This is a genomic window from Citrobacter sp. RHB35-C21 (assembly GCF_013816515.1).
GTDB classification, from domain to species: Bacteria; Pseudomonadota; Gammaproteobacteria; order Enterobacterales; family Enterobacteriaceae; genus Citrobacter; species Citrobacter braakii.
The window spans coordinates 288,658-308,271 of record NZ_CP057147.1 but is presented as its reverse complement, the minus strand read 5'-3'; the positions used below and the strand labels follow the sequence as shown (position 1 = coordinate 308,271).

Annotated in this window: 15 protein-coding genes; 3 read left to right on the top strand and 12 right to left on the bottom strand. The window is 54.2% G+C overall.

Going from position 1 to position 19,614, the window contains the following annotated elements; all coding sequences use genetic code 11:
- Positions 1-2: 2 nt before the first annotated feature.
- The 3 genes from HVZ39_RS01440 to glpE all read right to left on the bottom strand — a co-directional run bounded on the left by HVZ39_RS01440 (position 3) and on the right by glpE (position 2,104).
- The gene (locus HVZ39_RS01440) at positions 3-761 is read right to left on the bottom strand and encodes a DeoR/GlpR family transcriptional regulator (protein WP_003023499.1); all 759 of its coding nucleotides are present in this window, start codon (positions 759-761) and stop codon (positions 3-5) included.
- Positions 762-776: 15 nt separating this feature from the next.
- A complete protein-coding gene (gene glpG / locus HVZ39_RS01435) occupies positions 777-1,607 on the bottom strand; it encodes a rhomboid family intramembrane serine protease GlpG (RefSeq protein ID WP_016154811.1) in 831 nt (276 codons plus the stop codon).
- 170 nt (positions 1,608-1,777) lie between these two features.
- Complete coding sequence (glpE, locus tag HVZ39_RS01430) at positions 1,778-2,104, bottom strand: thiosulfate sulfurtransferase GlpE (protein ID WP_003023495.1); 327 nt, start codon at positions 2,102-2,104, stop codon at positions 1,778-1,780.
- Positions 2,105-2,302: 198 nt separating this feature from the next.
- Here glpE and glpD point away from each other — a divergent pair, with 198 nt between their 5' ends.
- Positions 2,303-3,811: a glycerol-3-phosphate dehydrogenase gene (gene glpD, locus HVZ39_RS01425; RefSeq protein WP_181633149.1), complete on the top strand. Its 1,509-nt coding sequence runs from the start codon at positions 2,303-2,305 to the stop codon at positions 3,809-3,811.
- Between the two features lie 108 nt (positions 3,812-3,919).
- Here glpD and glgP read toward each other — a convergent pair whose 3' ends face one another.
- From glgP to asd, 6 genes are all read right to left on the bottom strand, one after another.
- The gene (glgP, locus tag HVZ39_RS01420) at positions 3,920-6,367 is read right to left on the bottom strand and encodes a glycogen phosphorylase (RefSeq protein WP_016154813.1); all 2,448 of its coding nucleotides are present in this window, start codon (positions 6,365-6,367) and stop codon (positions 3,920-3,922) included.
- 19 nt (positions 6,368-6,386) lie between these two features.
- The gene (gene glgA, locus HVZ39_RS01415) at positions 6,387-7,820 is read right to left on the bottom strand and encodes a glycogen synthase GlgA (protein ID WP_016154814.1); all 1,434 of its coding nucleotides are present in this window, start codon (positions 7,818-7,820) and stop codon (positions 6,387-6,389) included.
- A complete protein-coding gene (glgC, locus tag HVZ39_RS01410) occupies positions 7,820-9,115 on the bottom strand; it encodes a glucose-1-phosphate adenylyltransferase (RefSeq protein ID WP_016154815.1) in 1,296 nt (431 codons plus the stop codon). The genes glgA and glgC overlap by 1 nt, the downstream gene beginning before the upstream one ends.
- 13 nt (positions 9,116-9,128) lie before the next feature.
- Positions 9,129-11,105: a glycogen debranching protein GlgX gene (gene glgX / locus HVZ39_RS01405; protein WP_019078135.1), complete on the bottom strand. Its 1,977-nt coding sequence runs from the start codon at positions 11,103-11,105 to the stop codon at positions 9,129-9,131.
- Positions 11,105-13,288: a 1,4-alpha-glucan branching enzyme gene (gene glgB / locus HVZ39_RS01400; RefSeq protein WP_016154817.1), complete on the bottom strand. Its 2,184-nt coding sequence runs from the start codon at positions 13,286-13,288 to the stop codon at positions 11,105-11,107. The genes glgX and glgB overlap by 1 nt, the downstream gene beginning before the upstream one ends.
- Before the next feature lie 364 nt (positions 13,289-13,652).
- A complete protein-coding gene (gene asd, locus HVZ39_RS01395) occupies positions 13,653-14,759 on the bottom strand; it encodes an aspartate-semialdehyde dehydrogenase (protein ID WP_016157652.1) in 1,107 nt (368 codons plus the stop codon).
- A gap of 191 nt (positions 14,760-14,950) precedes the next feature.
- On the opposite strand from asd, the gene yhgN reads away from it, so the two are divergent.
- Together yhgN and HVZ39_RS01385 are read left to right on the top strand one after the other, a co-directional pair.
- Complete coding sequence (gene yhgN, locus HVZ39_RS01390; RefSeq protein ID WP_003023480.1) at positions 14,951-15,544, top strand: NAAT family transporter YhgN; 594 nt, start codon at positions 14,951-14,953, stop codon at positions 15,542-15,544.
- A gap of 486 nt (positions 15,545-16,030) precedes the next feature.
- Complete coding sequence (locus HVZ39_RS01385; protein WP_181633148.1) at positions 16,031-16,477, top strand: hypothetical protein; 447 nt, start codon at positions 16,031-16,033, stop codon at positions 16,475-16,477.
- A gap of 95 nt (positions 16,478-16,572) precedes the next feature.
- Here the strand turns inward: HVZ39_RS01385 and gntU are convergent, their stop codons facing one another.
- From gntU to gntR, 3 genes are all read right to left on the bottom strand, one after another.
- Complete coding sequence (gene gntU, locus HVZ39_RS01380) at positions 16,573-17,913, bottom strand: gluconate transporter (RefSeq protein WP_016154820.1); 1,341 nt, start codon at positions 17,911-17,913, stop codon at positions 16,573-16,575.
- Positions 17,913-18,443: a gluconokinase gene (gene gntK, locus HVZ39_RS01375; protein WP_003023475.1), complete on the bottom strand. Its 531-nt coding sequence runs from the start codon at positions 18,441-18,443 to the stop codon at positions 17,913-17,915. The genes gntU and gntK overlap by 1 nt, the downstream gene beginning before the upstream one ends.
- Before the next feature lie 141 nt (positions 18,444-18,584).
- On the bottom strand, positions 18,585-19,580 hold the full coding sequence (gene gntR, locus HVZ39_RS01370; protein WP_016157654.1) for a gluconate operon transcriptional repressor GntR: 996 nt from the start codon (positions 19,578-19,580) through the stop codon (positions 18,585-18,587).
- Positions 19,581-19,614 lie beyond the last annotated feature (34 nt).

Sequence of the window (19,614 nt, the reverse complement as noted above, 5' to 3'; positions counted from 1 at the left end):
ACTTAGCACAGCTCTAACTGAATATGATGGTCCGCAATAACCTGCATCACGCCAGCTGGCGGTAGCGTGTCGGTATACACCGCATCCACCATGCTGATACTGCCCATATTCACCATCGCGTTACGCCCAAACTTCGAGTGATCCACCACCAGCATCACATGCCGTGAATTCTCAATAATCGCGCGCTTGGTGCGAACTTCGTGATAATCAAACTCCAGCAGGGAGCCATCGCTATCGATACCGCTAATCCCTAAGATGCCGAAGTCCAGGCGGAACTGAGAAATAAAGTCGAGGGTCGCTTCGCCCATAATACCGCCGTCGCGGCTACGCAGTTCGCCACCGGCGAGTATGATGCGAAAATCCTCTTTCGCCATCAGCGTATTCGCCACATTGAGGTTGTTGGTCACAATGCGTAAATTGCTGTGATTGAGCAGCGCGTGAGCCACCGCTTCCGGCGTGGTGCCGATATCAATGAACAACGTAGAACCGTTCGGGATCTGCGTGGCAACTTTGCGGGCAATGCGCTCTTTTTCCGCCGTCTGTGTCGCTTTACGGTCATGCCACGGGGTGTTAACCGAGCTGGAGGGCAGCGCCGCGCCACCGTGATGGCGCAAAATCATGTTCTGATCGGCCAGATCGTTAAGATCGCGGCGAATCGTCTGCGGGCTGACGGAGAAATGCTCCACCAGCTCCTCAGTACTGACGTATCCCTGTTTCTTTACCAGCTCGATGATCGCGTCATGTCGTTGTGTTTGCTTCATTATTGTTCCCTGAAATTACGTTCGTTTTCGTACATTCATAGTATCGGCAAACGCCATTGCCAGACCCACGGCCAGCCCGGCGATATGTGCGCCGTTCGCCATCGACATGCCGAACACATCAAACCAGCCGGCAACAATCCAGATCAAAGCAAAGATAATCAAACCACGCTGCAGGAAAATACCACTTTGTGGATCGCGCTCGCCGCGCAACCACACATAACCCATCAGCGCATATACCACGCCAGACAGCCCACCAAACCACGGGCCGCTAAATTTCTGCTGAACGTAGCCGCTTAGCAGGGCGCTGATCACGGTAATTACAATCAGTTTTCCGCTGCCCAGACGCTTTTCAACCGCACCGCCGAGATACCACCACCACAGCAGGTTGAACAGAATATGCATCAGCGAGAAGTGCATAAAAGCGTGGGTGAAATAACGCCAGAATTCAAATTTCAGCGAAGGGTCAAACGGCCATGCCAGCCAGAGCATCACGGTCTGGTCGCCCAGCGTGTTCATCGCGATAAACACCAGCACACACGCGGCCATCACCACCCAGGTTACCGGGCCTGCGCGTTCGCGCAATGTGGCCAGGAACGGATAACGCTGGTAGCGCAGACCGCTGTCGGTATGACCCGACTGCCAGCTTGCCGCGAGGTAACGCGGATCGCCTGGATTCTCCAGAAATCGCGCCAGCTCAGCATGCACGCGCTCAGCCTGGGACTCATCCGCCAGCCAGACATCCGTTTGCTGATGTTGTTGAATCGTCAGGATAACGCCCTGTGTCGCCATATAATCAACAAATGCCTGCGCCACGCGGGGGTTAGCAAAAGAGGTAATCATCAACATGGTTGCTGTCGCTTATTCCACACAAAAGAGGACAGTATATATACCCTTCTTACTTCGAGCTGCATCTTTGTTGGCTTTCCTCACTCACTCCGGTCACATACTGTTCGTACGCGCCCGGAGATTTGCTGCGTCGCCGTCGCGATGCAACTCGAATTAATTTGGGTATAGTCTTACGAACCGTATGCCACTTCTGCCGGAAAATGTCGATGCCAGGCGTCGAAGCCGCCGTCAACACTGTAAACCGCGTCATAGCCCTGCTGAAGAAGATATTGCGCCGCGCCTTTACTGCTGTTGCCGTGATAACACATTACTAACACGGCGGTGTCGAAATCATGCTCGCGCATAAATGACCCCAGCGTGTCGTTCGTCAGATGAAACGCCTGCGGGGCGTGACCCATCGCATAGCTTTGCGGGTCGCGGATATCCACTAACACCGCGGCCCCCTGGTGCAGCTTCTGATGCGCTTCTTCGACATTAATACATTCAAACTGATCCATTGCTCTCTCTTCTTTATATTGCAGGTGACGCTTTTCAGACATGTTACTTCTTAGTGTACGTCCCGACGGCAGTTAAACGCCATAATGTTATATGTATCACTGTAAATTGTTTATCCGATGTTACCAATGGCGCGATTCTTTGCTATTATGCTCGATAACGAACATTAATGAGCTATAACGAAAGTGCGAGAGGCCAGCATGGAAACCAAAGATCTGATTGTGATAGGTGGAGGCATCAACGGTGCCGGTATCGCGGCAGATGCCGCTGGACGCGGTTTATCCGTGCTGATGCTGGAAGCGCAGGATTTAGCCTGTGCCACCTCTTCCGCTAGCTCCAAACTCATCCACGGTGGCCTGCGCTACCTGGAACACTACGAATTTCGCCTGGTGAGCGAAGCGCTGGCCGAACGTGAGGTGTTGTTGAAAATGGCACCGCATATCGCCTTCCCGATGCGCTTTCGTCTGCCCCATCGCCCGCACCTGCGTCCAGCGTGGATGATCCGCATTGGTCTGTTTATGTACGATCATCTGGGCAAACGCACCAGTTTGCCGAGTTCGACCGGTTTGCGTTTTGGCGCAGATTCCGTAATGAAACCTGAGATTGTGCGCGGTTTCGAATATTCTGACTGCTGGGTAGACGATGCGCGACTGGTTTTGGCAAACGCCCAAATGGTCGTACGCAAAGGCGGAGAGGTGTTAACCCGCACTCGCGCTACCTCCGCTCGCCGTGAAAACGGATTGTGGATTGTTGAAGCTGAAGATATCGATACCGGTAAAAAGCACACCTGGCAGGCGCGTGGTCTGGTCAATGCCACCGGCCCATGGGTGAAAGAGTTCTTCGACGACGGCATGCATCTGCCATCGCCGTACGGTATTCGTCTGATTAAAGGCAGCCACATCGTAGTGCCGCGCGTCCATACCCAGAAGCAAGCTTATATTCTGCAAAACGAAGATAAACGTATTGTGTTTGTCATCCCATGGATGGACGAATTCTCGATCATCGGGACGACTGACGTCGAATACAAAGGCGATCCGAAAGCGGTAAAAATTGATGAGAGTGAAATCAATTACCTGCTGAAGGTCTACAACGCGCACTTTAAGAAACAGCTGGGCCGTGACGATATCGTCTGGACCTACTCGGGCGTACGTCCGCTGTGCGATGACGAGTCCGACTCGCCGCAGGCTATCACCCGTGATTACACGTTGGATATCCACGACGAAAACGGCAAAGCGCCGCTGCTGTCGGTCTTTGGCGGTAAGCTGACGACCTATCGTAAGCTGGCCGAACACGCGATGGAAAAACTGGCGTCGTACTATCAGGGAATCGGTCCGGCGTGGACAAAAGAGTGCATTCTGCCAGGCGGTGACATCGGCGGCGATCGTGAAGATTACGCGGCCAAACTGCGCCGTCGCTACCCGTTCCTGACCGAGTCGCTGGCACGCCATTATTCGCGCACCTACGGCAGTAACACCGAATGGATTATCGGGGAAGCCACCTCGCTTGCCGAGTTAGGTGAAGACTTCGGCCATGAGTTCTATGAGGCCGAGCTGAAATATCTGGTCGATCACGAATGGGTGCGTCGTGTGGAAGATGCGCTGTGGCGTCGCACGAAAGAAGGTATGTGGCTGAACGCTGAACAGCAGTCGCGCATGACCCAGTGGCTGGCGGAGTACATTGAGAAACAGCAGCTGTCGCTGGCGTCTTAAGACACTCGATATAAAACTGTAGGCCCGGTAAGCGTCAGCACTACCGGGCCTTTTGCCGGATGGCGGCTAACGCCTTATCCATCCGGCCTACAGATCATCCTGCCCTTGTTACAACCGCACCGAGTCGATATGCCAGATGTTTTCGGCGTACTCTTTGATCGTCCTGTCCGACGAGAAGTAGCCCATGTTGGCGATATTAATCATCGACTTGGTGGTCCACTCTTCCGGGTGGCGATACAGTTCGTCAACCTTATCCTGGCAGTCAACGTAGCTGCGATAATCCGCCAGAACCTGATAGTGGTCGCCAAAGTTGATCAGCGAGTCAACCAGGTCACGATAGCGCCCCGGCTCCTCAGGACTGAATACACCGCTGCCAATCTGCGTCAGCACCTGGTGCAGCTCTTCGTCTTTCTCGTAATACTCACGCGGCTTGTAGCCCTGGCTGCGTAAGGCTTCGACCTCTTCCGCCGTATTACCAAAGATAAAGATATTTTCTGCGCCCACATGCTCCAGCATCTCGACGTTGGCACCGTCCAGCGTCCCAATGGTCAGCGCGCCGTTGAGGGCAAACTTCATATTACTGGTACCAGAGGCTTCGGTCCCGGCCAGCGAAATCTGCTCAGACAGGTCGGCAGCAGGAATAATCACCTGCGCCAGGCTGACGCTGTAGTTAGGAATAAACACCACTTTCAGCTTGTCACCAATTTGCGGATCGTTGTTGATCACTTTCGCGACGTCGTTGATCAGGTGAATGATGTGCTTCGCCATGTAATAGGCCGAAGCCGCTTTACCGGCGAAGATATTCACGCGCGGCACCCACTCGGCATCAGGATCGGCCTTAATGCGGTTGTAGCGGGTGATCACATGCAGCACGTTCATCAACTGGCGTTTGTACTCGTGAATACGCTTGATCTGCACATCAAACAGCGATTTCGGGTTCACCACCACGTTAAGCTGCTGGGCAATGAGCGTTGCCAGACGTTTTTTATTCTCCAGTTTCGCACGGCGCACCGCCTGATTTACCAGCGGGTAATCGCAGTGCTGTTCAAGCTCGCTTAGCTGGCTGAGATCGGTTCGCCAGGTGCGGCCAATGTTCTCATCCAGCACCTCAGAGAGCGATGGGTTAGCCAGTGCCAGCCAGCGGCGCGGCGTCACGCCGTTGGTGACGTTACAGAAGCGAGTCGGGAAAATCTTCGCAAAGTCAGCAAACAGCGACTGCACCATCAGGTTGGAGTGCAGCTCAGAAACGCCGTTAACCTTGTGGCTCACCACCACTGCGAGCCATGCCATACGCACCCGGCGGCCATTGGATTCATCGATAATCGACGTCCGTCCCAGCAGACTGGTATCGTTCGGATACTGTTCCTGCAACGTCTTCAGGAAGTAGTCGTTAATCTCAAAGATGATTTGCAGATGGCGCGGCAGAATTTTGCCCAGCATATCGACAGGCCAGGTCTCCAGCGCTTCGCTCATCAAGGTGTGGTTGGTATACGAGAAGACCTGGCAGCAGACCTCAAACGCATTATCCCAACTGAATTTGTGCTCATCGATCAGTAGACGCATCAGCTCAGGAATCGACAGTACCGGATGGGTGTCGTTGAGGTGAATGGCGATCTTATCTGCCAGGTTGTCGTAGGTTTTGTGCAGCTGATAATGACGGTTCAGGATGTCCTGCACCGTGGAGGAGACCAGGAAATACTCCTGGCGCAAACGCAGCTCGCGTCCTGAATAGGTGGAGTCATCCGGATACAGCACGCGGGAGACGTTCTCGGAGTGGTTTTTATCTTCCACCGCCGCAAAGTAGTCGCCCTGGTTAAATTTACCGAGGTTGATTTCGCTACTGGCCTGGGCATTCCACAAGCGCAGCGTATTGGTGGCGTCTGTGTCATAACCGGGAATAATTTGGTCGTAGGCTACCGCGAGGATCTCTTCAGTTTCTATCCAGCGCGTTTTCTTGCCTTCCTGCTGAATACGCCCGCCAAAGCGCACTTTGTAGCGCGTATTGTGGCGTTTGAATTCCCACGGGTTACCGTATTCCAGCCAGTAGTCCGGAGACTCTTTCTGTCGGCCATCAACAATGTTCTGTTTGAACATGCCGTAGTCATAACGAATACCGTAGCCGCGTCCCGGCAGACCCAACGTTGCCAGTGAGTCCAGGAAGCAGGCCGCCAGGCGCCCGAGGCCACCGTTGCCAAGACCAGGGTCGTTTTCTTCATCGATCAGATCTTCAAGATCCAACCCCATACCTTCCAGCGCATTTTTGACATCGTCATAAATACCCAACGATAACAGTGCATTGGAAAGTGTGCGGCCAATCAGAAACTCCATTGACAGATAATAAACCTGTCGAGTTTCCTGGGATAATTGCGCACGGTTAGAACGCAGCCAGCGCTCCACGAGACGATCGCGCACCGCGAACAACGTGGCGTTCAGCCACTCATGTTTATTGGCAATGACCGGGTCTTTACCAATCGTGAACATCAGCTTGTAGGCGATAGAATGCTTAAGTGCCTCTACGCTGAGTGTGGGCGATGCATAAGTAAATGGAGCATTCATATAGGTGATTCCTGGATATCTATTTCAAACGATAGTAAAGCTCACGGTATGACTTCGCCGCGACTTGCCAGCTAAAATCCATGGTCATGGCCTGACGTTGTACAAACCGCCACAGCGAAGGCCGGGACCACAATACGAAAGCACGCCGGATCGCGCGTAGCAGCGACCAGGCATTACTATCTTCAAATACAAACCCACTGGCGATACCATCCGCCAGGTTTTCCAGCGAACTGTCAGAGACCGTATCAGCCAGCCCACCGGTGCGCCGCACCAGCGGCAGCGTGCCGTACTTCAGTCCATACAACTGCGTTAAGCCACACGGCTCAAAACGGCTGGGAACCAATATAACGTCGGCCCCACCCATGATGCGGTGCGAGAAGGCTTCGTGATAGCCAATCTGTACGCCCACCTGTCCCGGATGTTCCGCCGCCGCGGCGAGGAAACCTTCCTGTAAAACCGGATCGCCCGCACCAAGCAATGCCAGCTGTCCACCCTGCTCTAACAACCCCGGTAGCGCTTCCAGCACCAGATCCAGCCCTTTCTGACTGGTCAGGCGGCTGACTACGGCAAATAACGGCACTTTGTCGTTAACCTTAAGTCCCATCGCGATCTGTAGCTGGCGTTTGTTCTCCGCTTTCTCTTCCAGCGTTTCACGCGTATACCGCGACGCCAGCAGCAGATCGGTTTCCGGGCTCCAGATTTTTTCATCAACGCCGTTCAGCACACCGGAAAGACGTCCTTCACGATGACGCTGCTGCAACAGACCTTCCATGCCGTAGGCAAACTGCGGCTCGGTAATTTCCCGCGCGTAGGTCGGACTGACCGCCGTAATGTGGTCGGCGTAGTACAACCCGGCCTTCAGGAAAGAAATCTGCCCGTTAAACTCCAGTCCGTGCACGTTAAAGAACGACCATGGCAATTGGATGTCATCCATATGCTTTGCATAAAACATGCCTTGATACGCCAGGTTGTGCACAGTGAACACCGATTTCGCCGGATGGCCGCGCGCCGCCAGATACGCCGGGGCCAGACCGGCATGCCAGTCGTGCGCATGCACCACATCCGGGCGCCAGAATGGGTCAAAGCCACAGGCCATTTCACTGCCAACCCAACCCAGCAGCGCAAAACGCAGCACGTTATCGGTATATGCAAACAGGTTAGTGTCGTGATACGGGCTACCGGGACGGTCATAGAGATGCGGCGCGTCAATCAGGTAAATGCCCACACCGTTGAAATGCCCGAACAACAGCGTAATACGTCCGGCGAAGGTATCGCGACGCGTCACCACCTGCGCATCGGGAATGCCGCGACGGATATCAGGAAACGCCGGGAGCAGCACGCGGGCATCCACACCGTCCGCGATTTGCGCTGCGGGTAACGCCCCAATAACATCCGCCAGTCCCCCGGTTTTTAACAAAGGGAACATCTCTGAACAAACGTGTAAAACCTGCATTATCGCTCCTGTTTGATCTGCAGTTTGCGCAGCATTTCACGCGTGACCAGTACAATACCTTCCTCTGAACGGTAGAAACGACGAGCATCTTCTTCCGCGTTTTCACCAATCACCATGCCTTCAGGAATAACGCAGGCGCGGTCGATAATGCAACGACGTAAGCGGCACGAACGTCCCACCCACACTTCAGGTAACAACACTGCCGAATCAATGTTACAGAATGAATTCACCCGCACTCGCGGGAACAGAACGGACTGCACTACCACCGAACCAGAAATAATACAGCCGCCGGAAACCAGCGAGTTCAGCGTCATTCCGTGGCTACCGGAACGGTCCTGAACAAATTTCGCCGGCGGCAGTGATTCCATATGCGTACGGATTGGCCAGTCCTGGTCGTACATATCCAGTTCAGGCGTCACCGAAGCCAGATCGAGGTTTGCTTTCCAGTAGGCTTCCAGCGTTCCCACATCGCGCCAGTACGGCTCGGATTCCGGGTCAGACTGTACGCAGGACAATGGGAATGGATGTGCATATGCCATGCCAGCTTCGGTGATTTTCGGGATGATGTCTTTGCCAAAATCGTGACTGGATTTTTCATCGAGATCATCTTCCGCCAGCAGTTCATACAGATAATCGGCGTCGAAGATGTAGATCCCCATACTGGCAAGCGATTTGGTCGGATCATTAGGCATCGCTGGCGGGTTGGCAGGTTTTTCAACGAACTCGATAATTTTATCGGTGTCGTCCACGTCCATTACGCCAAACGCGCTGGCCTCTTCAATAGGCACTGGCATACAGGCCACTGTGCAACGCGCGCCTTTCTCAACGTGGTCGATCAGCATGCGTGAGTAGTCCTGCTTATAAATATGATCGCCCGCGAGGATCACCACATATTCAGCTTTATAGCGGCGAATGATGTCCAGGTTTTGGGTCACCGCATCCGCCGTACCGCGATACCAGTTTTCACCCTGCATCCTCTGCTGGGCAGGCAGCAGATCGACGAACTCGTTCATCTCTTCGCTAAAGAACGACCAGCCGCGCTGAATATGCTGCACCAGCGTGTGTGACTGGTACTGAGTGATCACGCCGATACGGCGGATCCCGGAATTAAGACAGTTGGATAAGGCAAAATCGATAATGCGGAACTTACCGCCAAAGTGCACGGCAGGCTTGGCACGCTTATTGGTTAAATCTTTCAGGCGAGTACCGCGGCCACCGGCCAGGATCAGGGCAACAGATTTTAATGGCAGCTGGCGCGCCAACATTACACGATCGTTCTTCTCTAAACTTACCATGACTAACTCCTTTTTATCTTCTCTGGAACACACACAGTCCGTGCGCAGGTCCCTGCCAGACCGCCGTAAGCACCGGATTATCCTCTCCGGCAAATGGGGGAATGGCGTGCCATTCCCCTTCAGGTAAAACGATATCTGTCACCTCAAGCGTGGCGTTTATTGCAATCAGGAAACGATCTGAAAGCAGGATTTGCATCTGCCTCGGGCCGTTATGCCACTCATCCGCACTTAAGGGTTGTGCGTACTTATTCAGCCAACGAACATTGCCATCGCCCTCTTCCCACCAGCAATCGCCTGTTAATGCAGGTATTTGCCGACGCAGATGAATCAACGCGGCGGTAAATGTGGTTAGCCCACTGTTTGCCTGCTGCCAGTCCAGCCAGGTTAAGGCGTTATCCTGGCAGTAAGCGTTATTATTACCGTGCTGGCTATGACCATGCTCATCACCCGCCAGCAGCATCGGCGTCCCCTGGGAGAGCAACAGCGTGGTTAACAGCGCATGAATGCTGTCGCGCCGCCGCTCAATCAGGTCCAGCGAGCCGCCTAATCCTTCTTTACCATGATTGTCACTGTAGTTATTGCTAGTGCCGTCGCGATTTTCCTCACCATTCGCTTCATTGTGCTTATTTGTGAAGCAAACGCAGTCGCGTAGCGTAAAACCGTCATGCGCGGTCACCAGATTGACCGTGGCGCTGGGATTGCGGCCCGGGCGTTTAAACACGTCGCTGGATGCGGCAAAACGTCCGGCAAACTCGCCCAACGAAAGATTACGCTGGAGCCAAAAACGTCGCGTCGCATCGCGGAAATGGTCGTTCCACTCGGCAAACGGCGGGGGGAAATTCCCCACCTGATACCCGCCTTCACCAATATCCCACGGTTCCGCAATCAGCTTGGCGCGTGAAAGCAGCGGACAGTTTTGGATCGCGGTAAACAGCGGAGCATCCTGACGAAACTCAGGCGTACGCCCCATGACGGAAGCCAAATCAAAACGAAAACCATCCACATGGCAGGTTTCAACCCAGTAGCGCAGGCACTCGCATGCGTATTCCACAACGCCAGGATGGCTCAGATTGATGGTGTTCCCACAACCGGTCCAGTTGTAGTAATCGCCATCATCTCTGATCCAATAATAGCTACGGTTATCAATTCCGCGCAGCGAGAAGACAGGTCCTTCGAGATCCAGCTCGGCGCTGTGGTTTAAAACGATGTCGAGAATGACCTCAATACCCGCTTTATGCAGCGCTTTTACCGCGTCGCGAAACTCATCAAGCGCACTCTCCGGCGAGCTGGCATAGGCCGGATGCAGCGCATACATCGCCACCGGGTTGTAGCCCCAGTAGTTTGACAGGCCCAGTCGCTGAAGCCGCGGTTCGCTGGCGAAATGCGCCACCGGTAACAGCTCCAGCGCGGTAATGCCGAGGCGCTTGAAATAGTCGATCATCACCGGATGACCCAGCGCTTTGTAGGTCCCGCGAATTTCTTCCGGCAGGTCAGGATGCAAATACGTCAGCCCTTTGACATGCGCTTCGTAAATTACGGTATTGCCCCACGGCGTGCGCGGCGGGGCATCATCCTCCCAGTCATAATGGTCGGACACCACCACGCCCTTCAGCGCGATGGCGGCATTATCATGATGATCCGGTTCATTCAGCCCACCGTGCAGCAGTGGGTTATCTTTTAACTCGCCATCCACCCGACGCGCGCAAGGGTCAAGCAGCAGTTTCGCCGGATTAAACCGGTGGCCCTGCTGCGGTTGCCACGGACCATGTACGCGATACCCATAGCGCAGACCGGGACGGGCGTTGGCCAGATAGCCGTGCCAGACATCGCCGCTACGCCCCGGCAGGTCGTAGCGGAGTTCGCAGCCTTGCTCATCGAATACGCATAATTCAACGCGTTCAGCGTGGGCCGAAAAGAGGGTGAAATTGACGCCATGGCCGTCATACGTTGCACCATGGGGGGTGGCGTTGCCGGTTGCCAGTTGCGTCATTATCCCTCCCGCACCAGCCAGATCGTTGCCAGCGGTGGCAACGTCAGGCTCAGTGAGTGCTGACGACCATGACTGGCGATTTCATCGCTGTGTACCGCGCCGCCGTTACCGGTATTGCTACCGTGATAATGCATCGAGTCGGTATTGAGGATCTCGCGCCATTTGCCCGGCTGATTGATACCGAAGCGATAGCCGTGGCGAGGCACTGGCGTAAAGTTGCTGATAACGATGATTTCATTACCGACTTTGTCACGACGAACGAAAGCCAGCACCGAACGTTCTTTGTCATCCACCACCAGCCACTCGAAGCCATAGGCGTCAAAATCAAGCTCGTGCAGCGCTTTGTGATGACGATAGGTAAGGTTCAGATCGCGCACCAAACGTTGTACGCCGTGGTGCCAGTTATCGCCGCCTTCCAGCAGATGCCAGTCGAGGCTGGCGTCATGGTTCCACTCACGCCCCTGAGCAAACTCGTTGCCCATAAACAGCAGTTTCTTGCCCGGGAAGGCCCACATCCAGCCGTAGTAGGCGCGCAGGTTGGCAAACTTCTGCCATGCGTCTCCCGGCATGCGATCGAGAATTGATTTTTTACCGTGTACCACTTCATCGTGCGACAGCGGCAGGACAAAGTTTTCGGTGTAGTTGTACAGCATGCCGAAGGTCAGCTTATCGTGATGGAACTGACGATGAACCGGATCCAACTTCATGTAGTCCAGCGTGTCGTGCATCCAGCCGAGGTTCCACTTATACCAGAACCCTAAACCGCCCATATCCTGCGGCCTTGAAACGCCGGCAAAGTCGGTGGACTCTTCCGCCATGCTCACGGCCCCCGGCACCTGCTCGCCAAGAATACGGTTGGTATTACGTAAAAACTCAATGGCTTCGAGGTTTTCACGACCGCCAAATTCGTTCGGGACCCACTCCCCTTCTTTACGGCTGTAGTCGCGATAAATCATCGACGCCACGGCATCTACACGCAGCGCATCAATACCAAAACGTTCAATCCAGTACAGGGCATTGCCCACCAGATAGTTACTGACTTCACGGCGACCGTAGTTGTAGATCAGCGTGTTCCAGTCCTGGTGATACCCTTCGCGCGGGTCGCTATGCTCATACAGATTGGTGCCATCAAACTCTGCCAGACCAAAGTCGTCCGACGGGAAATGGCCCGGCACCCAGTCGAGAATGACGTTCAGTCCGGCCTGATGCGCGGCATTCACAAAATAGCGGAAATCATCACGCGTCCCGAAACGACGGGTCGGCGCATACATACCGGTAGGTTGGTAGCCCCAGCTACCGTCGAACGGATGCTCATTAATCGGCAACAGTTCGAGATGGGTAAAGCCCATCCACTTGACGTAAGGCACCAGTTGATCCGCCAGTTCGCGGTAGCTCAGCCAGAAGTTGTTATCGGTATGACGACGCCATGAGCCCAGGTGCACTTCATAGATAGAGATCGGCGCATCAAACTGGTTGGCTTTTTTTCGCTCCTCGCTTTGCACCACTTTTTCCGGCAGACCGCAGATAAGCGACGCGGTTTCCGGGCGCATTTGCGCTTCGAAGGCGTAAGGGTCCGCTTTGATTCGCAGCTTACCGTTCGCATCGATCATCTCGTATTTATACAGTTGACCATGCTGCGCGCCGGGGATAAACAGCTCCCAGATACCGCTTTCTTTACGCAGGCGCATCGGGTGGCGACGGCCATCCCAGTAGTTGAACTGCCCAACCACTGACACGCGTTGAGCGTTAGGCGCCCAGACGGAGAAGCGCGTACCGGTTACGCCATCCATGGTATCCGCATGCGCGCCCAGCGTTTCGTAAGGTCGCAGGTGCGTACCTTCAGATAACAGCCAGGCATCCATATCCTGGATCAGCGGGCCAAAACGATAAGGGTCATCAATCAGATTCTCCTGTCCATGCCAGACAACAGCTAACTGATAGCGAAAGAAATTTTTACGGCGGGGAAGTACAGCACAGAAAAAACCGCGAGAGTCGAGGCAGTCCAGCTTGCCGACTTTGCGTCCGGTTTTGGGTTCGATCACCCACACTTCGGTGGCGTCAGGTAATAGGGCGCGGACTTCAAGTCCAGCGTCAGTTTGGTGCATACCGAGTACGGAAAAAGGATCCGCAAAATGGCCTGCAATTAGCGCATTAATCACGTCTCTATCGATACGAACGGACATGGTTGTCATCCTGTTTTATGGTGTCACGCCTTCCAACTGATCTTCGACATCAGGTAGTGACACTTTTTTTGACCTGAACGGCGCAGCACAATTGTGCATCCTCTCTGCGTCGTCCCACCTTCAGGCAACAACTTAATACCTCCGGTACTAAGTCACCCTTAAAGAATAGCCAATGCTTTATCTTACTCCTGGTAAAAAATGAAACATCTGCGCTTACTCCTGTATTACGCAAAAAAATGGGTGACTCAGCACCCATTGTTAAAACACGCAATCACTCTGCCGGAGAGCCGTATTGACTGATCCGGCCAGGTGATTCGCGTCGTTTGTAGGCCTGATAAACGTGGCGTCATCAGGCAGTCCCACATTACGCCAACTGACGCAGCATACGGCGCAATGGCTCCGCAGCACCCCACAGCAACTGGTCGCCCACGGTAAAGGCTGACAGGAACTCCGGTCCCATATTCAGCTTACGCAGACGGCCTACTGGCGTGGTCAGCGTGCCGGTAACGGCCGCCGGGGTTAACTCACGCATGGTGATATCCCGATCGTTTGGCACGACTTTGGCCCACGGATTGTGCGCTGCCAGCAGTTCTTCCACGGTCGGAATAGACACATCTTTTTTCAGTTTAATGGTGAACGCCTGGCTGTGGCAGCGCAGCGCACCGACGCGCACGCACAGACCATCTACCGGGATCACGGAAGAGGTGTTAAGAATTTTGTTGGTTTCAGCCTGTCCCTTCCACTCTTCGCGGCTCTGACCGTTATCAAGTTGTTTGTCGATCCACGGAATCAGGCTACCGGCCAACGGTACGCCAAAGTTGTCAACCGGCAGTTCACCGCTGCGGGACAGGGTCGTCACTTTACGTTCGATATCGAGAATAGCAGAGGAAGGGGTTGCCAGTTCATCGGCCACATGGCCATACAGATGACCCATCTGGGACAGCAGTTCGCGCATATGGCGCGCGCCGCCGCCGGAGGCCGCCTGATAGGTCGCCACAGAAACCCAGTCAACCAGGTCATTGGCAAACAGGCCACCGAGGGACATCAGCATCAGGCTAACGGTACAGTTACCGCCGACAAAGGTCTTAATACCTTTGTTCAGGCCGTCAGTGATGACATCCTGGTTAACCGGATCGAGAATGATGATGGCATCGTCTTTCATACGCAGCGAAGAGGCCGCGTCAATCCAGTAACCCTGCCAACCGCTTTCACGAAGCTTTGGATAGATTTCGTTGGTATAATCGCCGCCCTGACAGGTCACGATGATATCGAGCGCCTTCAGCGCATCCAGATCAAAAGCGTCCTGAAGCGTGCCGGTCGCGGTTCCACCGAATGTCGGTGCCGCCTGCCCGAGCTGGGAAGTAGAAAAGAAAACAGGGCGAATGGCGTCGAAGTCACGCTCCTCAACCATGCGTTGCATGAGAACAGAGCCGACCATACCGCGCCAGCCGATAAAACCAACATTTTTCATAGCGTTTTTTTCCTGCAGAGATGTGTGCTGTGTATGCTAACCAGTATCCTACTGGCCTATCCTTCACCATACAAAAAGCAGCCAAAGTCGCAAGTGAAATTAATCAATGATAGCGAAGCCATCAGTAATGCGACTTATCCCGCTGCGCAAGCAAGCAGAAAGTCCGCGGTAATAGTAAGGGAATTTGAGTTATGAATGAAATCATTTCAGCGGCAGTTTTATTGATCCTTATTATGGACCCGCTCGGAAATCTGCCCATTTTCATGTCCGTATTGAAACATACCGAACCAAAACGCCGCCGCGCGATTATGATTCGCGAGCTGTTTATTGCGCTGTTGGTGATGCTGATATTCCTGTTTGCTGGCGAGAAAATACTGGCATTTCTTAACCTGCGCGCGGAAACCGTATCGATCTCCGGGGGCATCATTTTGTTCCTGATCGCCATTAAGATGATTTTCCCCAGCGCCACCGGGAATAGCACCGGGCTTCCGGCAGGCGAAGAGCCGTTTATCGTGCCACTGGCGATCCCGCTGGTAGCGGGTCCAACAATCCTGGCTTCATTAATGCTGTTATCACATCAGTATCCGAACCAGATGGGGCATCTGGTGATTGCTCTGCTGATCGCCTGGGGTGGTACTTTTGTGATTTTGCTGCAGTCGTCGCTGTTTTTGCGTCTGCTGGGCGAGAAAGGGGTGAACGCACTGGAGCGCCTGATGGGGCTGATTCTGGTGATGATGGCTACCCAGATGTTCCTCGACGGCGTAAGGATGTGGATGAAGGGGTAATCTCCCCTTTTTGGCTCAGATAGCATGTTACCCGGAGAACAGTTCCGTTCACGTTATGCTCATTACTTCTCTGAGATCTCGTCACCAGTGAACGTGTTAAGGGGGCTACGCAGCCCCCTTAACAATCCTGGCTCTCCGGCACCGCTGTAATTTCAGGTATTCCTTACGCTTTTAACTCGCTGAAAAAACGTATTTTCATTTCTGCGAGGTGCCTTCCGGAATGCCCTCTTGTCAGCATCGCGGATTGGCATTATCTTCTCGCTGCACCTGCAAAATCAGGTGCCAGGATTGGTCCCCTGATTACCTCATTCGCGATAAAATTCACTTTTGTCGCGCGACCAGCTACACCTCAATGGTGGGCTGGACGGTGGCGTCGTAAGACGCGCCGGTATCCAATGAGGCCGGTAGGACCAACTCCGTTCAGCCCGCCACCAAAAGGTTGGTCCCTTAGGTGGCGGTAAAATTTGACTCATTGGAGGCTGCCCTATGGCGACTACCCCTCTCTTTTCACACTCTTTATTTACCCTGCCCTTTAGCCCTGCCACGGATTTCACCGAACTGGCGGATAACTGCGAGCGTTTTGTCGAAGGGCTGGTTGAATGCCATGACCCGGTTGAAAAACTGGCGATTTGTGCACGTCTGTCGGCCTGTCTCGCGTTATTGCAACCGACCTTAACGGAGCCTGTACCGCAGCATCTGCAAGCGAGCCTGACGGTAGAAACATTCCCGACCCGTTTTCCCCTTTTCGAGCCGGAACCAGACCAGATGGGGCGCTACTGTCAGTTATTAACGCACCTGCTGATGAGTAAAACGCTGTCTGACGAGATGGAACGAGTGACGGGTGACTTACTGCAGGATCTGGTGGGCTATTTCGCCGATACGCTAAAAGCGCCGCGCTGGCTGAAAACAGAAGAAGGGCTGGTCGTGCTATAAAAAAAGCCGGGTAGCGCTTGCGCTTACCCGGCCTACGGTGTGGATGTGTGCTCGTTTCCAGGCCCGGTAAGCGCAAGCGCCACCGGGCAATGCCATCAGCTCAACAGCTGAAAGGCAATCATACCGACAATCGCACCGACCGTGCCGAGAATGGTTTCCATCATCGTCCAGGTCTTCAGCGTTTGCGCTTCGGTCGCACCGGTAAATTTACCGAACAACCAGAAACCAGCGTCGTTAACGTGGCTGACCACGATAGAGCCGCCCGCGATACAGATAGACAGTGCCGCCATCTGGGCACCGGAGTAGTTCAGTTGCTCAATCACCGGCATCACCAGACCGACCGCCGTTAAGCAGGCTACAGTCGCGGAACCCTGAATGATACGCACAGCCGCCGCCAGCACGAAGCAGGTGATGGCAATCGGCAGGCCCATACCGGTTAACGCTTCGCCCAGCGCCGGACCGACGCCAGAATCAACCAGAACCTGTTTGAATACACCGCCCGCACCAATCACCAGCAGAATAATCCCCGCCGGTTGCAGCGCATGACCACAGATCTCCATCACGCGGTCTTTTGGCATGCCCTGGCGCACCGCCAGACCGTAAATCGCCACCAGACAGGCAACCAGAATCGCGGTAAACGGGTGACCGATAAACTCGAACCATTCATAGGTTGTAGAACCGACCGGAACAAAGCGTGCGGCGATGGTTTTCAGCCCCACCAGCACCAGCGGCAGCAGGATAAGCGATAAGCTGAAGCCAAAGGACGGCATTTTGCCTTCGCCCAGATGCGGCTCGGAAATATCTTCCGGTACGTGCAGCTCGACGTAACGGCTGATGAAATTCCCCCACAGCGGTCCGGCGATAATCATGCCCGGAATCGCGGCACACAGGCCAATCAGGATCATCCAGCCAAAGTCGGCGTGCATCTGAGAGGCCAGCAGCATCGGCGCAGGCCCAGGCAGCAGGAATGCCGCAGCAGCCGCTACGCCCGCAAACAGCGGGATCACAAGCTTAACCAGGTTCGTCCCCGTATGGCGCGCCATTGAGAATGCCACGCTAATCAGCAGCACAATCGCCACCTCAAAGAACAGCGGCAGCGCGCAAATCAGACCGGCCAGGCCAATCGCATAATGTGCGCGGCTGTGACCGAAGGATTTCAGCATTTTGACGGCAATCTGATCGACAGCGCCGGTCTCATGCAAAATCTTGCCGAACATCGCCCCCAGCGCCACAACAATCGCCAGGAAACCGAGCGTGCCTCCCATCCCTTTTTCCATGGTCGCCGCGATTTTATCGAGCGGCATACCGGAAAAGAGACCTGCACCAATGGATACCACCATCAAAGCAACGAAGGCGTGCATACGCGCCTTCATCACTAAAAACAGCAGTAATAAAACGGACCCTACTGCTGTTAAAACAAGCGTTAATGTACTCACTACTTACTGCCCTGGTTAATAACCTCAATGGTGCTGGCGACCACACCGTCCAGTGGTTGATCGATATCGACCACCAGTACATCGTTTTCATTCGCACCCGGTTCTTCCAGCGCTTCAAACTGGGTCACCAGCATCTGCGTTTTGAAGAAGTGGCCTTTACGCGCTTTCAGGCGGCTTTCGATAACGTCAAAATCCCCTTTCAGATAGATGAAAGAGAGGTTCGGGTTACCGTCGCGTAGCTGGTCGCGATAGACTTTTTTCAGGGCGGAACAGACGATCAGCGAAACCTTGTTGGTACGCTGCATCGCAAAGGCGGCGTCATTCAACGCCTGTAACCACGGTTTGCGGTCGTCATCGTTGAGTGGCTCACCAGAAGCCATTTTCATGATGTTGCTGCGCGGATGGAGAAAATCGCCATCAAGAAACGCGGCCTGCAGTTGATGCGCCACTTCGCTGGCGACAGCAGATTTACCGCTGCCCGATACGCCCATCAGAACGTAAACGTGGTGATCATGATTAGTCGTGCTCAAAGCGTTGCCCCCACTGGTACAAGAATCAGGAAATTGTTACGGGTAACTGTTATCGGTAACATTGTCCAGCCGGATAAATAGAGAAGCAATATCCATTCGTGCTCGAAGTGTATAAGTGTGAGCTACTTCAAACTTGTTGGCTTAAATAGATCCGCCCGGTGACAAGGTGAAACCTAAATCTAACATTTTAGGTGTGACGGCCTCACCGCGGATGCGCGCCAGCAGACGTTCTGCGCCAATGCTGCCCATGCGTTCACGCGGCGTGAGCACGCTCGCCAGACGCGGCTCCATCACCTGCCCGATGTCGTGACCGTGGAATCCGGCAATCGCCATGTCATCAGGGATTTTCAGCCCTAAACGCTGGCATTCGAAGGCCGCCCCTACCGCCAGGTCATCGTTGGTACAAAAGACACCATCGAGCTGCGGGTATTCACGCCGCGCCTGACGGATAAGTTCAATACCGGAGGAGTAGGAAGAAGACTGCTCCACCATCACGCTGTACGGCACCAGGTCGGCATCGCGCATTGCCTGCTCGTAGCCTCTCTGTTTGATGATAGTACGTTCATCAAGGCGTGCGCCAAGATAGGCAACATGACGGTGCCCGCGGGCGATGATAGCGGCAGTCATCTGACGCGCGGCTTCGAAGTTGTCGAAGCCCACGGCAATATCAAGACACGGGGACTGGCTGTCCATCAGCTCAACCACCGGGATACCGGCAACCTCAATCATTTTCAGCGTACGGGGCGTATGGCTACGTTCGGTGAGGATCAGGCCATCAATATTCCACGACAGCATCGATTCCAGACGCTCTTGTTCCATCTCAGGCTTATAACCGTAGTGCGCCAGCATGGTTTGATAACCATGAGCGTCAGTGACAGCCTCAATGCCGCGTAGCACTTCAGCAAAAACCTGGTTGGTGAGAGACGGTAACAGCACGCCGATAGCGCGGCTGGTGGCGTTAGAAAGGATATCAGGAGCGCGATTGGGAATATAACCCAGCTCATCAAGTGCAGCGGCAATTTTGCCCCGCAGCGCCACGGAGACCTGCTCCGGGTTACGCAAAAAGCGGCTGACCGTCATTTTGGTCACGCCCACGCGGTCGGCTACATCCTGAAGTACGGGTCTTTTCTTTTTCATCGTCCTGAAGCGTTAAAAAGGGATAGATTCCCCC

Coding starts and splice junctions, on each gene's coding strand:
- glgA (WP_016154814.1), bottom strand. CDS start 7,820: ATGCAGGTTTTACACGTTTGTTCAGAGATGTTCCCTTTGTTAAAAACC.
- glgP (WP_016154813.1), bottom strand. CDS start 6,367: ATGAATGCTCCATTTACTTATGCATCGCCCACACTCAGCGTAGAGGCA.
- glgC (WP_016154815.1), bottom strand. CDS start 9,115: ATGGTAAGTTTAGAGAAGAACGATCGTGTAATGTTGGCGCGCCAGCTG.
- glpG (WP_016154811.1), bottom strand. CDS start 1,607: ATGTTGATGATTACCTCTTTTGCTAACCCCCGCGTGGCGCAGGCATTT.
- glpD (WP_181633149.1), top strand. CDS start 2,303: ATGGAAACCAAAGATCTGATTGTGATAGGTGGAGGCATCAACGGTGCC.
- HVZ39_RS01385 (WP_181633148.1), top strand. CDS start 16,031: ATGGCGACTACCCCTCTCTTTTCACACTCTTTATTTACCCTGCCCTTT.
- yhgN (WP_003023480.1), top strand. CDS start 14,951: ATGAATGAAATCATTTCAGCGGCAGTTTTATTGATCCTTATTATGGAC.
- HVZ39_RS01440 (WP_003023499.1), bottom strand. CDS start 761: ATGAAGCAAACACAACGACATGACGCGATCATCGAGCTGGTAAAGAAA.
- asd (WP_016157652.1), bottom strand. CDS start 14,759: ATGAAAAATGTTGGTTTTATCGGCTGGCGCGGTATGGTCGGCTCTGTT.
- glpE (WP_003023495.1), bottom strand. CDS start 2,104: ATGGATCAGTTTGAATGTATTAATGTCGAAGAAGCGCATCAGAAGCTG.
- glgX (WP_019078135.1), bottom strand. CDS start 11,105: ATGACGCAACTGGCAACCGGCAACGCCACCCCCCATGGTGCAACGTAT.
- glgB (WP_016154817.1), bottom strand. CDS start 13,288: ATGTCCGTTCGTATCGATAGAGACGTGATTAATGCGCTAATTGCAGGC.
- gntR (WP_016157654.1), bottom strand. CDS start 19,580: ATGAAAAAGAAAAGACCCGTACTTCAGGATGTAGCCGACCGCGTGGGC.